Source organism: Pseudomonas putida, from assembly GCF_001636055.1.
Classification (GTDB): domain Bacteria; phylum Pseudomonadota; class Gammaproteobacteria; order Pseudomonadales; family Pseudomonadaceae; genus Aquipseudomonas; species Aquipseudomonas machongensis.
In genome coordinates this window covers 3,222,226-3,236,407 of record NZ_CP011789.1, presented here as the reverse complement: position 1 = coordinate 3,236,407, position 14,182 = coordinate 3,222,226, and the positions used below count along the sequence as shown (strand labels likewise).

Below are 14,182 nucleotides of genomic sequence, written 5' to 3'. Positions count from 1 at the left end.
AATGCCGCGCCTTTTCGCCCAGTCGCCTCGTACGGTGGCTACCGGCAGCAATGACAACGTCCGTGCCTCAGCCACATCGCGCATGTGCAACAGGCTCAACCGACCCCGCCCGATCTCGTGCTCCGAGTCTGCGGTTGAGTCTTGCCCTGGTCGCATCCCCGCCCTGGCACTTACGTGCAGCCCCACTCCTTCGAGGTCCGGTCAGACACGTGTGGTCGAAGAGGTTCATTCGCTGATCGATCACTTGAGGTACGTATGTCTCCGCGTTTGCTGGCGATGGCGCTGGCACCCCTGCTCGGGCTGTTCATCATTGCCCTGGGCAATGGCCTGCTGTATTCCCTGACCACCCTGCGCCTCGGCGAAGCCGGCGAATCGGCAACGATGATCGGTATCGTCTCGTCGGGCTTCTTCATTGGGCTCACCCTCGGCGCCATCTTCAACGACCGACTGATCCTGCGCATTGGCCACATCCGTGCCTACAGCAGTTTCGCTTCGCTGATTGCCGCAACCATTCTGTTGCAGGGTCTGTTCGTCGACACCTGGGGCTGGTTCGCCCTGCGCCTGCTCAACGGCTGGGCGACGGTCGGCGTGTTCCTGGTGATCGAAAGCTGGCTGCTGCTGGCCGGTGACGCGAAGATTCGTGGACGCCTGCTGGCCCTGTACATGATTGCGCTGTACGGCGCGGGCGTGCTGGGCCAGGCGATGCTCGGCGAGCTGGTGAGCCTGGGCGCCAGTGCGCCGTTCACCGTTGCGGGCATGCTGGCGGCACTATCGGTACTGCCGATCGTGATCCTGCCGCGGGTATCGCCGTTGCTGGAGCAGGTCGAGCCGCTCAAGCCGCGACAATTGCTGGGCGTGACGCCGAGCGGCCTGGTCGGCTGCTTTGGTTCGGGTGTGGCGATTGCTGCGGTATATGCGCTGCTGCCGCTGTACCTGCAGCGTATTGGCCTGGATGTCGGTGAAGTCGGGCGCATGATGGCCTGGGTGATCCTGGGCGCGATGCTGCTGCAGTACCCGGTCGGGCGCTGGTCCGACCGCAAGGATCGCCAGGATGTGTTGATCGCCCTGGGTACGCTGTGCGTCGTGCTGTCGTTGGTCATCCTGCTGTTGCCCTCCACCTCGGCCTGGCTGCCAGCGGTATTGTTCCTACTGGGTGGTGGTGTGTTCGCGGTGTATCCGGTGGCGGTCAGCCATGCCGCCGACCGCGCGCCGATGGATGCGCTGGTGCCGATGATCCAGGGCCTGCTGCTGATCAACTCGCTGGGTTCGGCGATGAGCCCGCTGGCGATCTCGCCGGTGATGACCTCCTATGGCGAGGCCGGGCTGTTCTGGGCCTTCGCCGTGATCAACCTGGCAATGGTCAGCTTCTTCGTCTGGCGGCGTGGCAAGCGCCCGGCGCCCGAGCATCCGGCCCCCTTCGCGCCTACCGCGACCTTCTCGCCAACCGGGGCCGAGTTGCGCATGACCGAGGAACTGATCCACGCCGCGCAGGATCATCCGCCGATCGTCGATGCCGTTACGGGTGAAAGCGCCCCGCTCGCGCGCTCCGAGCCTGCCTGATCGAAGTGCGCACGTGGGGCTGCATGGCATCCCCACGACCGCCCGTCGCTCGACGGGCACCCTGCCCTCTGCGCGCAGCCGAACGAAGGACGATCATCCTCGTAGGAGATTCACCATGGCTCACATGCGCCCGCTGTTTTTCTTCCTCGCCTTGGGGCTGGCTTCCAGTGCCAGCTTCGCCGCAACCGACACCAATCACTCCGACCACAAGGCCCCCGCCATACAGGGCGAGACCGCCGGCGACGGCAGCAGCGTCAACAGCCCTGGCGGCAGCAAGGGTAACGATAGCAGTGATACCGGCAGCAACGCCGACGCGGCCGACGGCAGCACCGGTGGCTCGAGCAGCACTGGCGAGGCAACCGGCAGCGGCGCAGGGGCAACCGGTGGCAATGCCGAGGATCAGGACAGCCGGTGAGCCCTAGCGCCAGCAGCGTGGGTCATCGACCAGCCGCTCATGCGCCTGGAACAGCACCGGCAACTGCTCCTTGAGAAAGTCCAGCCAGGTACGCACCTTGGCATCGAGATAGTGCCGCGACGGGTAGATCGCATAGATCTCCCGTTGCCGCAACCGATGCGGGGCTAGCAGTCGGCAAAGGCGCCCGTCCTCCAGTGCCTGGCTGGCCGAGTAATAGGGCAACAGGCCAATGCCCATGCCGAGCTCGGTCGCCTTGACCATCGCATCGGCCACATTGGTGAGAAAGGTGTCCTGGGGGGAAATCACGCAGCTGTCCGGCGCGTCACCGAAGGGCCAGTCCTCCTCGAACAGCGGATCGACCGTGCGCAGGCAGATATGCTCGTGCAGGTCCTCGGGGCGCTTGGGGACGCCGTGGCGAGCCAGGTAGTCGGGGGAAGCACACAGCACGCTGTAGATGCTGCCCAGCGGGATGGCGATCAGTTGCGAGTCAGGCAGGCCCTGGCCGATGGCAATGACCACGTCATGCCCTTCGGCGAGCAGGTCGGGGTTGCGCTGGGACAGGGTGAGCTCCATCACCACTTCACGGCACGAGGCGTTGTAGCGTGCCACCAACGGCATCATCAGCAGACCCAGACCATGACTGCAATGCACGCGCAGGCGTCCGCGGGGCGTGAGGTGGGCGCCGCGTGCTTCGTCGAAGGCCTCTTCGGTCAACAGCATGATCTGGCGCGAGCGTTCAAGAAAGCGCTCCCCCGCCTCGCTCATGCGCAGCCGCCGGGTGGTGCGATGCAGCAGGCGAGTCTGCAACTGGTTTTCCAGTTCGGCGACGATCCGCGACACCTGCGCCGCCGAAATGTCCAGCGCATTGGCGGCTGCGGCGAAGCTGCCGCACTCCACGACTCGGGCGAAAGTGCGCATTGCGTGCAGCATGTCCATGAAGTGACGCTCCAGGGTGATTCATACCTTGAGGGCAGGAATCTATCACGGTCCAGCCCATTTATTGTGAAACACCAATGAATGGATCATGAGGGAAACCTCATCTGGAGTTCATCATGAAACGCTCGATCGCCGCACTTGCGCTGTGTAGCGCCCTCCTGCCCATTGCCGCCTTCGCCGAGCAGCCTCGCACGCCGTCTGCCGAGGGGCAGGCTTACGAATACGGTATGCCGCTGGATGTCGCCAAGGTGGTGTCGATCACCCCGGCCAGTAACGCTGCCGATTGCCAGGTCGGCACGGCGCACATGGTCTACATTGACCACCAGGGCCAGACCCACAAGATCGCCTACCGCGAAATGGGCAACTGCTCGCAGCAATGAGCCTCAAGCCAGCAACTGGTCGATCCAGTCGATGTGCATCGCAAAAGCCTGGGCCTTGTCCTGAGGCACTTCCCTGGCCCGTTCGAAGTTGGCCAATGCCTGTTGACGCTGGCGCCGCATGCGCTGCCACTTGTTGATGAACGCCGCGCTTTTCTCGCGCATGAGCAAGGGGCCGAACAATAGCTCCTGCGGGCTGTAGCGCACCGAGTCGGCCTGTTCGGCGACGATGATCTCGTAGTCGAAGCGGTTCTCCCGCAACACCTCTTCGCTGACAATCCGATAGCCGTTGTCCATCAACCACTGGCGCAGCGGTTGCTCGCCGCCATTGGGTTGCAGCACCAGGCGCTGTCCATCCTGCAACCTCGCCTTGCCTGCCTCGAGGATCTCGACGATGGTTTCCCCGCCCATGCCCGAGAGGCTGATGGTGTCGATGCGATCATCGCTTTCGATGGCGGCCAGACCGTTGGCCAGGCGCACGCTGATGCGCGCGTCCAGCCCGTTGCGGCGCACATTGCGCCGGGCTGACTCGCAAGGCCCTGCCGCCGCCTCGCCCGCCACTGCGGCCTCGATGGCGCCACGCAATACCAGGACCACCGGCAGGAAGCCGTGGTCGGAACCGATATCGGCCAGGCGCGCCCCTGGCGGGATGTGAGCCGCCACGCGTTCCAGCCGCTGCGACAATGTCTGTTCGTTCAACGCCAACCCCTTGCATGAGAATCGGCGCGATTCTGAAGGCCGGGGCGCGTCATTTCAATGCATTTGCGACCGGGGCCGCGGCTCGCGTAGGCTTGCGCTTTCACTTCCAAAGCAAGGCAGAGTCGTTCATGGCCCAGACTGGTATCACCTTCACCCCCGATGCGGACGCCGCGTCCATCTCCTCCGATGTCGCCGAATACAACGGTATCCTGGTCACCACCCAGGTCCCGGTGCGCGCCGATGGCGAGCTTGAGCTGGGCGATATCGTCACCCAGAGCGAATGCACCCTGCAGGCACTCAAGGACGCGCTGGAGCGTGCGGGCAGCTCGATGGACCGCGTGCTGCACCTGACCATCTACCTGACCGACATGGCCGATCGTGCGGCATTCAACGAGGTGTACCAGCGCTTCTTCGCCAAGCCATGGCCAGTGCGTGCGGCGGTGGGCGTAGCCTCGCTGGCGTTCGAAGGGATGAAGGTCGAAGTGACGGCGATGGCGGCCAAGGGCTGATAGCAGAGCTAGACCTCCATCGCCAACAACGCCGCCCCCAGGCACTTGCCATGGGCATCCAGCGCCAACGAGCGGGTCACGCCACCACGCAATAAACCCGGCAGCACGAAGTTCAGGGCCTTGAGTTGCGGCAAGTCATAGCGACGTACAGGCCCCGCGCTTTCATCGCGAAGATGGGCGAACCACGCTGCCACCCGTTCCGCTGTCAGCTCCCGTTCAAGCAGCGGGTAGTCCTCGTCCCGATACGCGATCAGCGAGATGTTCGAGGTGTCGCCCTTGTCCCCGGTACGGGTGTGGGCAAGTTCGTGCAGTCGGCGGGTCATGGACATTGCTCCAGGTGGACTTGAGGTTGCGCGAGTTCACGCGGCACGTAGAGGCTGGCGACGGCCAATACTTCGCGGACCTGGCGAGTGGCCCCGCCACCGCCAGCCGGGCCATTGGTGTAGAGGGTCTCGACCTCGTTGGCGACCGCCTGCGCCGCTTCACGGCTCGGGCAGCGCGCCGCAACCCGCAGGCGTACCTCCCAGGGTTCGCCGCCCATGCCGAAGTGGCTGGCGTGCAGCGAATCAACCCCCATCAGCTCGCAGCGCAATTCTTCGACGGCGACGCCCGTCAACGCCAGGCGTTCCTCGACGATCCGCCCGGCCAAACGCGCCCGCGCCACGGCGTTCGGGCCACCGTAGGACATCTGCCCTTCGCCGATCCAACCATCCCGATAGCCCACGGTAACCTTGAGGTGCTGCGGGCGAGCCGTGCCTTCGCCACCACTGACGCGCACCTGATCCTTGCCGCAGGCCTGCAAGTGCACGCCTGAAAAGTCGGCCGTGACATCCGGCGTCAGATACCGACGTGGATCGTGTACCTCGTAAAGCAGTTGCTCGGTGCACGTCGCGACATCGATGCGACCGCCACTGCCGGCCACCTTGCCGAGCGTGGCCAGGCCTTCGCTGTCGATATCGGCGAAGGGGAAACCCAGCCGTGCAAGGTCGGCCACATCCTTCATGCCGGGGTCGGCAAAGTAGCCGCCACTGACCTGCCCCGCGCATTCGAGCAGGTGCCCGGTCAGCGTCCCTCGGCCACGGCGGCGCCAATCGTCGGCAGGCCAGCCAAAGTGATGCACTTGGGGGGCAAGGAACAGCGACGGATCGGCGACACGACCGGTAATCACCACATCGGCGTCCAGGGCCAGCGCCTGAACGATCCCTTCGACCCCCAGATAGGCATTGGCCGAGACCAGCCGCTCACCCAACCCGGCCACCGTCAGGCCATTGTCGAGCGTCCACTCCGGGTGCTGGCGCAGCACGTCGAGCACATCGTCACCTTCCACGGCCGCGACCTTCAGCCCCTGCACCCCGAGTTCAGCCGCGATGACCGACACTTGTCGCGCGGCGCCACGCGGGTTGGCTGCGCCCATGTTGGTGATGATCCGCAGTCGCTGCTCGCCGCGGCGTACGTAGGGCAGCACCGCCCGCATGCGCTCGGCCAGCAACGGATCGAAGCCGGCACGAGGGTCAGCCAGTCGGGCTTGCTGGGCCAGGGCAATGGTGCGTTCGGCCAGGCACTCGAAGACCAGGTAGTCCAGTTGCCCATCCCGGGCCAGTTCCACCGCAGGCTCCAGGCGATCGCCGGAATAACCGGCACCGGCGCCGATTCGCAAAGTGTTCATGTTCAGAAGACTCCAAGTGCCAGCGCGGTCAGGGTCATCAGCACCGACGCGGCGAACAGAAATGGCAGGGTGAAACGCTGGTGATCGGCAAGGTCAAGCTTGCACAGCCCCACCAGCAGGAAAGTCGCCGGGGTCAGCGGACTGACCGGGAAGCCGGTGGTATGGACCCCGAGCAGCGACGCCTGGGCCACCTGCACCGGGTCCACGCCCAGCGAGCGGCCGACTTCGGCAATCACCGGCATGACACCGAAGTAGAACGAATCCGGGTCGAACAGCAAGCTGAGCGGCATCGACACGAAGCCCACAAGGGCAGGAATCAGTCGCCCGTGCCCCGGTGGAATCTGTTGCACCGCCACCTCGGCCATGGCCTTGAGCATGCCTGTGCCCTGCATGATCCCGGTGAACACCCCCGCGGCAAGCAGGATGCTGGCCATGGTCAGGGCAGTCTTGGCATGCGCGTCGATGCGTTCGCGCTGCTGGTCGACACGCGGGTAGTTCAGGCAAAGCGCCGCGACAGTGCCGAGCATGAACATCACCACGGGGTCGACCCAGCCGGCGATCATCACCGCCATCACCAGCACGGTGAGCAGCAGGTTCGGCCAGAACATGTGGGTCCGGCGCAGGGCCTGTTCATCGGCGCTCAAGATGCGCTGCGGTGCCGCGCCGGCATCGGCGCCGGCCATGAGCCCCAGGCGCTTCTCTTCACGTCGGCCCAGCCAGTAGGCACAGCCGAAGACGAACAACAGCCCCACCACCTGCACCGGAATCAGTGGCTGGAACAGCTCGGCCACCGGCACGTGCAGCGCGGCGGATGAGCGCAGCACCGGGCCGGTCCAGGGCAGGAAGTTCACCCCCGCCGCCATCGCCGCAACGCAGGCCAGGACCCGCCGGTCGATGCCCAGGCGCGTATACAGCGGCAGCATCGCTGGCACCGTGACGAGGAACGTCACCGCACCCGAGCCGTCCAGGTGCACCAGCAACGCCAGCAGCGCGGTGCCGCAGACGATACGGGTCGGGCGGGTGCCGACGGCGCGCAGGATGCGGTCGATGATCGGGTCGAGCATGCCGGCATCGGTCATCACCCCGAAGAACAGGATGGCGAAGATGAACATGCCGACCACCGGGGCGACATTCTTGATACCCGTGAGAATGAAGCCGCTGGTCTGCAGGCCGAAGCCCGCGAGCAAGGCAGCCACGACGGGAAAGGCGATCAGCGCGACCAGGGGCGAGATGCGCTTGCTCATCACCGCGATCAGCAAGGACAGAATGGTAATGACGCCATAGAGGGCGAGCATGGAGTTACTCCGGCTTGTTTTTGTTGTTGCCCCGAGTATCAGGAGAGCGCCGGTAGCGTGTAAATTGCAATTTAAAGCCATGCACATTCGAAAAAACAAAATGAAGAACGCCCTGCAGCATATTCGTGCCTTCATCACCGTTGCCCAGCGTGGCAACTTCGCCCGCGCCGCCGACGACCTGCACCTGTCGCCCTCGGCCCTGACCGTACAGATCCGCCAGCTCGAAACCTGGCTGGGCGTCGCCCTGCTCGAACGCAGCCCTCGGCACGTCACCCTCACGGGCGCAGGGCGCGAGGCGCTGCCGGCAATGGAGAAGCTGCTGCTCGATCTTTCCAACATCGTCAGCGCCAGCCAGGGCTTGGCGGCGGTGCGCCGCGGGGTGGTCACCGTGGCTGCCCTGCCCTCGCTGTGCGCCGGAGCGCTGGCCGAGCGGCTGGCGGTGTTCCGCCAGTGGCATCCAGGTGTCGAAGTGCGTCTGCGCGACCTGGTTGCCGAGCGCATCGTCGAACGCGTGCGCGAAGGCGATGTGGATTTTGGGGTGGGTGTGCGCAGCCAGTTCGGCCATGGGCTGGACTTCACGCCGCTGTTGCGCGATCGACTGTGCCTGTTTGTGCCCGCCGGGCACCCGCTGGCCACCGGCCCTGTCAGTCTGCAAGCCCTGGATGGCCTGCCGATGATTCTCACCGGGCGCGACAGCAGCGTGCGGGCGCAGATCGAACAGGTGTTCCGCGCACACGGGCTGGTGTTGCAAGCGGCCATGGAAGCCAACTACATGTCGACGGTATTGGCGCTGGTGCGCAATGGGTTGGGCGTCACGCTGCTGCCGGAGTCGGCGGACGACGGTACACACAGGTTGCTGCGCAGGCCCTTGGAAGCGCGAGGTCTGGAGCGTGAAATCGGCATCATCACCCGCACAGAGTGCAGCCTTTCGCCAGCAGCTTCGGCCTTGATCGATTGCCTTGGTGATCTGTCTGGCACAGACGAGTGACCTATCATTTTTGCCAGTTGTCGACGAGCGCGGAACCTCAGTAGGTTAGATCTCAACAATGTTGTCCGAAACGGCGATGTCGTGTGTTGCTGTTCAAAGGATCTGACCCGAGGGAGCAAAGACCATGGCGAGTAAAGCACCGACCTCAGTTAGTCTATTGGCCGCATTATTTTTATCGTGTTCTGCACTTTCCTCCGCCTGGGCAGCCGAGGTTACCGCTGATGAAGTAAACGAAGAAAACGCCTTGGCGACAGTTGAAACATTGGGGGAGGAATTGACCAAGGATCTCACCCCTGGCGTCCTGTATCAGTTGGATTGGGGCAATCCCAAGCATTATGCGTTCTACAAGGCTCAACAACTCCAGGCAGGGAATACAAAAGCACATGCGCCCGAACTGTTCAGGCGCATGGAAGCTGCGCATGAGCAGCGGGTGAAAGCGCTAGCGGTTTCCGGCACAAAGGCCAATCCCGTAAAACCGGTTGACTTCCCCGAGACGTCCATTAATGCCGACGCCCCATTGGAAGATCTTCAGTTCATCTCGGAGCTTTCGCGCTCGAGCGCGGCGGTAAATAGTTCAGCGATCACCTACCAGTCTGAAGCCATTTCCTCACTTGTGAACGGCAGTGACGCGAACACGATCACACTCGTTATGTATAACGACTTCACGGGGGATTTTGTTGCCTCGCAGACCGCGACTGACCTGACGAGTCTTCCTGACTTCCGCGTTAGCATGAGTGCCACGGTGGCGTCGGCAATTCCCGTTCGCGCTGTCGCTGTCTTCAGCGTGATCCCCAAAGACCCTGACGCTGAACTTCCACCGCCTGTCATGATAAAGGCGGTCAGTTCAACGGGGCTCGTTGATGCGTGTATGACAGAGCCCAGGCCCTGCGAAAGAGGCGCCAATGGCCAATGTGTCGCTGCTTCTGCTTCGACTGAAGCCTGCAGCAATAAACTCGCTGACAAAGATAAACCCATCTTGATGTGCTGGAACCGCCTCAGCCGCGAAGAGTGCGATTATTGGGCAAGCCAGAACAAGCCTGTCAACTATGTAATTCCCGTCTCTGGCTACGCCGTCACCGAGGAAAAGACCGGATCCACGCTCACTGGCGCTACGACGATCTATTTACAAAGTCTGGCCGGAGGGGGATGCCGGGTGTACTCCAAAACGGGGGAAAATTTGGACGATTGGACATCTGACGGTAACGGAAAGATGAGTTTCCAGTACGCTGCCGAAACGTTCAAACGTAACCCGTCCTGCTTGACCAACAACAAGGACTCAATCGTCAACTTCTGGATGACCAACAACGTCATCCTCCCAGGAACACCAGACGACCCCTCGCCACGAAACGTAACGTTTGTATTTACCAGCGATACTAGATCCGCTGGACAACCCGGCAGGGAGATCATCCCTCAACTCCGCATCATGGAAGGTTGTGTCGCAGGGGGCACATTGATCACCCTGGCGTCGGGCAAGACTAAAAAAATTGAAGAGATCGTCAGGGGGGACCAGGTGAAGACACCTACTGGCGTGCGCACCGTCAGTGAAAGAACCACGGGTACAGAAAATGAATTCATGCTTGAGATACGCACTACCGGCCAGACCCTCCATGTCACGCCCACCCATCCCATCATGCGAGCGATTCAAGTCGGGAGCGCCGTGAGAAACGTAGAGGTACAGGCACGGGAAATCCATCCAGGCGACAAGTTGGCCGTCGAGGGTTCTCCGGTTACGGTGACGGGCGTCGACTATGTCGAGGCTCACGCCACCCCTGTATACAACTTGCAGTTCAAAGGTGGCGTCGAGGGCAGTTATTATGCCAACGGCATTTTGTCGGGTAACCTCGCGACGCAAAATATGCTGGCAGATCTCAAAAACAGAGCGCCACTTCTCAGCCCAGCGCAACAGCGAGCAAAAGTCCATCCGGCGTTCTTGACCGATTACGATAACCAGCAAAAACAAAAGGCGCAGCGTTCCTCTGACAAAAGCGGTGCTTCACAGGAGGTCGACAATGCTGCGCGATAACGATGCACTCAGGCCCACCATCGTCCGGGCGGTTTACGAGGCAGACTGCCTGAGCGTGGCATGGAACCCTCTCGAGTGGGTCAAGCCCGCGGGTTGGGTGATCACCTTGTGCCATCAGGACGCAAGTGGCTGGACGTCATTGAAACATCAGTTCATTCCAGACGGCGCTGCCACCGCCGGCATATTGGCTCTGGCCGAACCCCTGAGCGCGATGCGTGAATATCGCGTCATCCTGATGGCGCTGCTGGAGCAGGGGGAATCAAGGAGCAGTGCCCCACTGCCCCTGGCAACCCTCCAGCCGGGCCTGCACTCGGCGATATACGATGGCGAGGCCCTGCACATTGATTGGCAGCCCTCCAGCCAGGCTCTCCTGGGCTATGAGATCGTCGTGTCATCAACGGTCAGCGGCACGACATTCGTCATTCCAGTCAGCGGAACAGACAGCGCCTGTGCTGTCGTGAGCAATTCGCAACTGGACGGGGGTCTAGGCAATAACCAAGGCTGGACAGTCGGCGTGGAGGCTGTGGCTTGCGAGCGTACCCGCGCCCGATCGGAGCTGATTCATTTCCCGCCATCCATGAACCCGCCGAATCTGGAGCAGAGCCCGCTTTATCGCGGTGGAAACCGCATAGCAGTAGCATGGTTTACGCTGGATCCCACAGAGATCGTGCAATACCAACTGAAGCTGCACAGTACGCTTACCGGCAAGCATTACGAAATGAGCCTGCCCATGGAATACGAGTTCGCCGACTTTCCACTGTCGTCGCCACTGCCGGAATTCGATGAGCTCACCTTCACCCTCACGGCCCTGACCGCAAAAGGTGCAGGCATCAGGACCACGCCTTTGCGCGTTGTGGCAGCCAGGCCCGAAATCACTTCAGTGGTGTTGGACAACGAGGGCGTCGATGTGGCCTGGAACATGTCGAACAGTCTGCAGTTCACTCACTACATCGTGCAGGTGTTTTCGCCAGAGACCGGCACGGTCGCCGCCTCTGCGAGCGTCGATGCCCCTCGGACCCAGGCGCGCTTGTCGTTGAAAGCGCCGCTCAGGACCGACAAGAAGTGGGTGTGTCAGGTCATTGCATATCCTGGGTCCGGGATCGGTACAGAAGGCGATTGGGTGCCGATGATCACGGGGGCTCCACGGCTTGCCCTGCTCCGGCCGAGAGTGGGCGTCGTGGATGTCACTTGGTCGCCTCCGGAGTCGGTGGTGTCGCCTGAAGGCACATGGGTATCGATTATTCGCGCAGGGAATGTCATCAGTCAGGACCGGGTCGCTGGCTGCAGTGCCCGGATGATGATTCCAGTGCTTGATGCGAACCTGGATCAATTGCTGAGCGTACAGCTGACGCCCATCTGTGGGAAAGCCTCCAGCAGGACGCAATGGCAAACCGAGCAAACTGCTCCGGCTCGCTGAAAGGTGTGCGCGCAGACGGGCCTGCTTCGAGGGACGCGGGCCCGTCGCTGCAAGTACGCCCATCTGGAACGTCACGGGTGCCTGCGCGGCAATTCATCGCTACAATGCCGCCCTAAACCGTGACAGCCCGAACCTATAACGACATGTCCCTTCCAAAGAATCACCTGGAACTGCTCAGCCCTGCCCGCGATGTGGCCATCGCCCGCGAGGCCATCCTGCATGGCGCCGACGCCATCTACATCGGCGGCCCAAGCTTCGGCGCGCGGCACAACGCGTGCAACGAGGTCGGCGATATCGCCGAGTTGGTGGAGTTCGCCCGGCGCTATCACGCGCGGGTCTTCACCACGATCAATACCATTCTCCATGACAACGAGCTGGAGCCTGCACGCAAGCTGATCCACCAGCTGTACGACGCCGGTGTCGATGCATTGATCGTCCAGGACCTGGGGGTGATGGAGCTGGACATCCCGCCAATCGAGCTGCATGCCAGCACTCAGACCGACATCCGTACGCTCGAGCGGGCCCGGTTTCTCGACCAGGCCGGATTCTCCCAGCTGGTGCTGGCGCGTGAACTGAACCTGCAGCAGATCCGCGCCATCGCCGCCGAGACCGATGCTGCCATCGAGTTCTTCATCCACGGCGCGTTGTGCGTGGCCTTCTCCGGCCAATGCAACATCTCCCACGCCCAGACCGGCCGCAGCGCCAACCGCGGCGATTGCTCACAGGCCTGTCGCCTGCCCTACACCCTCAAGGACGACCAGGGCCGGGTGGTCGCTTTCGAAAAGCACCTGCTGTCGATGAAGGACAACAACCAGACCGCCAACCTGCGTGACCTGGTCGACGCCGGCGTGCGCTCGTTCAAGATCGAAGGGCGCTACAAGGACATGGGTTATGTGAAGAACATTACCGCCCACTACCGCAAGGAGCTGGATGCGATTCTCGAAGATCGCCCGGACCTGGCCCGCGCGTCGAGCGGTCGTACCCAGCACTTCTTCGTACCCGATCCAGACAAGACCTTCCACCGCGGCAGCACCGACTACTTCGTCAGCGACCGCAAGATCGACATCGGTGCCTTCGATTCGCCCACCTTCACTGGTTTGCCGGTAGGTGTGGTGGAAAAGGTCGGCAAGCGTGACCTGATGGTGGTGACCGAGGTGCCGCTGACCAACGGCGACGGTTTGAACGTGTTGGTCAAGCGCGAAGTGGTGGGCTTCCGGGCCAACATCGCCGAGCCGCGTGGCGAGTTCGAGGAAGACGGCCAGACACGCTACCGTTATCGCGTCGAGCCCAACGAGATGCCCGAAGGCTTGCACAAACTGCGACCGAACCATCCCCTGTCGCGCAACCTCGACCATAACTGGCAGCAGGCGCTGCAACGCACCTCCTCCGAGCGTCGCGTCGCGGTTCAGTGGCAGGCCGTGCTGACCGAGCAACGCCTGGCGCTGAGCGTCACCAGCGAGGAAGGCATCACCGCGCAGGTTGCCCTGGACGGCCCGTTCGGTGCGGCCAACAAGCCACAGCAGGCGCTGGATCAGTTGCACGACCTGCTGGGCCAACTGGGTACCACCCAGTACCACGCCGAGGCCATTGAGCTCGATGCCCCGCAGGCGTATTTCATTCCCAACTCGCAGCTCAAGGCCCTGCGCCGCGAGGCTATCGAGGCGCTCACCGAGGCGCGGGTCAAGGCGCATCCTCGCGGCAGCCGCAAGGCCGAGACCAGTCCGCCACCGGTCTATCCCGAGGCGCACCTGTCGTTCCTGGCCAACGTCTACAACCAGAAAGCCCGTGATTTCTATCATCGCCATGGGGTGAAGCTGATCGATGCTGCGTTCGAGGCCCATGAGGAACACGGCGACGTGCCGGTGATGATCACCAAGCACTGCCTGCGCTTCTCGTTCAACCTGTGCCCCAAGCAGGCCAAGGGCGTTACCGGTGTACGAACCAAGGTCGCGCCAATGCAGCTGATTCATGGCGACGAAGTGCTGACCCTGAAGTTCGACTGCAAGCCGTGCGAAATGCACGTGGTCGGTCGAATGAAAGGCCACATCATCGACCTGCCCTCCCCCGGCAGTGCGGTGGGCCAGGTGGTTGGGCACATCAGCCCGGAAGACCTGCTCAAGACCATCGTGCGCGCGCCGCACTGAGGCCTAGCACGACCGCTGCCCCCGGCTCCCGGTGAAGTATCGAGGCAGGCAAGGATTGCCTGCCTGCGGCGCTCGAGCGCGAATTGATGCGGAAGATGACTACGGGTAGAAACCCGAAATTCGTGCCTTACCCTACTGCACTGTTGCGGTGCC

Annotated in this window: 13 protein-coding genes; 8 read left to right on the top strand and 5 right to left on the bottom strand. The window is 62.7% G+C overall.

All coding sequences use genetic code 11. The features are described from left to right. The first annotated feature begins 255 nt into the window (after nucleotides 1–255). Together AB688_RS14385 and AB688_RS14380 are read left to right on the top strand one after the other, a co-directional pair. Nucleotides 256–1,560, top strand: coding sequence for an MFS transporter (locus tag AB688_RS14385; protein WP_063544883.1), 1,305 nt, complete (start codon nucleotides 256–258; stop codon nucleotides 1,558–1,560). Nucleotides 1,561–1,675: 115 nt separating this feature from the next. Next, nucleotides 1,676–1,975, top strand: coding sequence for a hypothetical protein (locus AB688_RS14380; RefSeq protein WP_063544882.1), 300 nt, complete (start codon nucleotides 1,676–1,678; stop codon nucleotides 1,973–1,975). Between the two features lie 3 nt (nucleotides 1,976–1,978). Here the strand turns inward: AB688_RS14380 and AB688_RS14375 are convergent, their stop codons facing one another. Further along, nucleotides 1,979–2,911, bottom strand: coding sequence for a LysR family transcriptional regulator (locus tag AB688_RS14375; protein WP_063544881.1), 933 nt, complete (start codon nucleotides 2,909–2,911; stop codon nucleotides 1,979–1,981). 116 nt (nucleotides 2,912–3,027) lie between these two features. Between AB688_RS14375 and AB688_RS14370 the strand changes: the two genes are divergently transcribed. Then, entirely contained in the window at nucleotides 3,028–3,291 is a 264-nt protein-coding gene (locus AB688_RS14370; RefSeq protein WP_063544880.1) for a DUF2790 domain-containing protein, read from the top strand. A gap of 3 nt (nucleotides 3,292–3,294) precedes the next feature. On the opposite strand, the gene AB688_RS14365 is transcribed toward AB688_RS14370, so the two are convergent. Next, on the bottom strand, nucleotides 3,295–3,987 hold the full coding sequence (locus AB688_RS14365; RefSeq protein WP_063544879.1) for a tRNA (adenine(22)-N(1))-methyltransferase: 693 nt from the start codon (nucleotides 3,985–3,987) through the stop codon (nucleotides 3,295–3,297). Nucleotides 3,988–4,115: 128 nt separating this feature from the next. On the opposite strand from AB688_RS14365, the gene AB688_RS14360 reads away from it, so the two are divergent. After that, nucleotides 4,116–4,496, top strand: a complete 381-nt coding sequence (locus AB688_RS14360; protein WP_054891401.1) for a RidA family protein — start codon at nucleotides 4,116–4,118, stop codon at nucleotides 4,494–4,496. An 8-nt stretch (nucleotides 4,497–4,504) separates the two neighbouring features. Here the strand turns inward: AB688_RS14360 and AB688_RS14355 are convergent, their stop codons facing one another. Genes AB688_RS14355 through AB688_RS14345 form a run of 3 tightly spaced genes read right to left on the bottom strand, consistent with a single transcriptional unit; the run spans nucleotide 4,505 to nucleotide 7,457 of the window. Continuing rightward, nucleotides 4,505–4,819: a hypothetical protein gene (locus AB688_RS14355; RefSeq protein WP_054891400.1), complete on the bottom strand. Its 315-nt coding sequence runs from the start codon at nucleotides 4,817–4,819 to the stop codon at nucleotides 4,505–4,507. After that, nucleotides 4,816–6,162: an acyclic terpene utilization AtuA family protein gene (locus AB688_RS14350; protein ID WP_063544878.1), complete on the bottom strand. Its 1,347-nt coding sequence runs from the start codon at nucleotides 6,160–6,162 to the stop codon at nucleotides 4,816–4,818. The genes AB688_RS14355 and AB688_RS14350 overlap by 4 nt, the downstream gene beginning before the upstream one ends. Before the next feature lie 2 nt (nucleotides 6,163–6,164). After that, nucleotides 6,165–7,457 (bottom strand): CitMHS family transporter, encoded by a 1,293-nt coding sequence (locus AB688_RS14345; RefSeq protein WP_063544877.1) that lies wholly within the window; start codon nucleotides 7,455–7,457, stop codon nucleotides 6,165–6,167. Between the two features lie 100 nt (nucleotides 7,458–7,557). On the opposite strand from AB688_RS14345, the gene AB688_RS14340 reads away from it, so the two are divergent. The 4 genes from AB688_RS14340 (at nucleotide 7,558) to AB688_RS14325 (ending at nucleotide 14,029) form a co-directional block, all read left to right on the top strand. Beyond that, the gene (locus AB688_RS14340) at nucleotides 7,558–8,445 is read left to right on the top strand and encodes a LysR family transcriptional regulator (RefSeq protein ID WP_063546717.1); all 888 of its coding nucleotides are present in this window, start codon (nucleotides 7,558–7,560) and stop codon (nucleotides 8,443–8,445) included. A gap of 124 nt (nucleotides 8,446–8,569) precedes the next feature. Beyond that, on the top strand, nucleotides 8,570–10,468 hold the full coding sequence (locus tag AB688_RS14335; RefSeq protein ID WP_081255235.1) for a Hint domain-containing protein: 1,899 nt from the start codon (nucleotides 8,570–8,572) through the stop codon (nucleotides 10,466–10,468). Next, a complete protein-coding gene (locus AB688_RS14330) occupies nucleotides 10,455–11,885 on the top strand; it encodes a hypothetical protein (RefSeq protein ID WP_063544875.1) in 1,431 nt (476 codons plus the stop codon). The genes AB688_RS14335 and AB688_RS14330 overlap by 14 nt, the downstream gene beginning before the upstream one ends. Nucleotides 11,886–12,028: 143 nt before the next feature. Continuing rightward, on the top strand, nucleotides 12,029–14,029 hold the full coding sequence (locus AB688_RS14325; RefSeq protein ID WP_063544874.1) for a peptidase U32 family protein: 2,001 nt from the start codon (nucleotides 12,029–12,031) through the stop codon (nucleotides 14,027–14,029). Nucleotides 14,030–14,182: the final 153 nt, after the last annotated feature.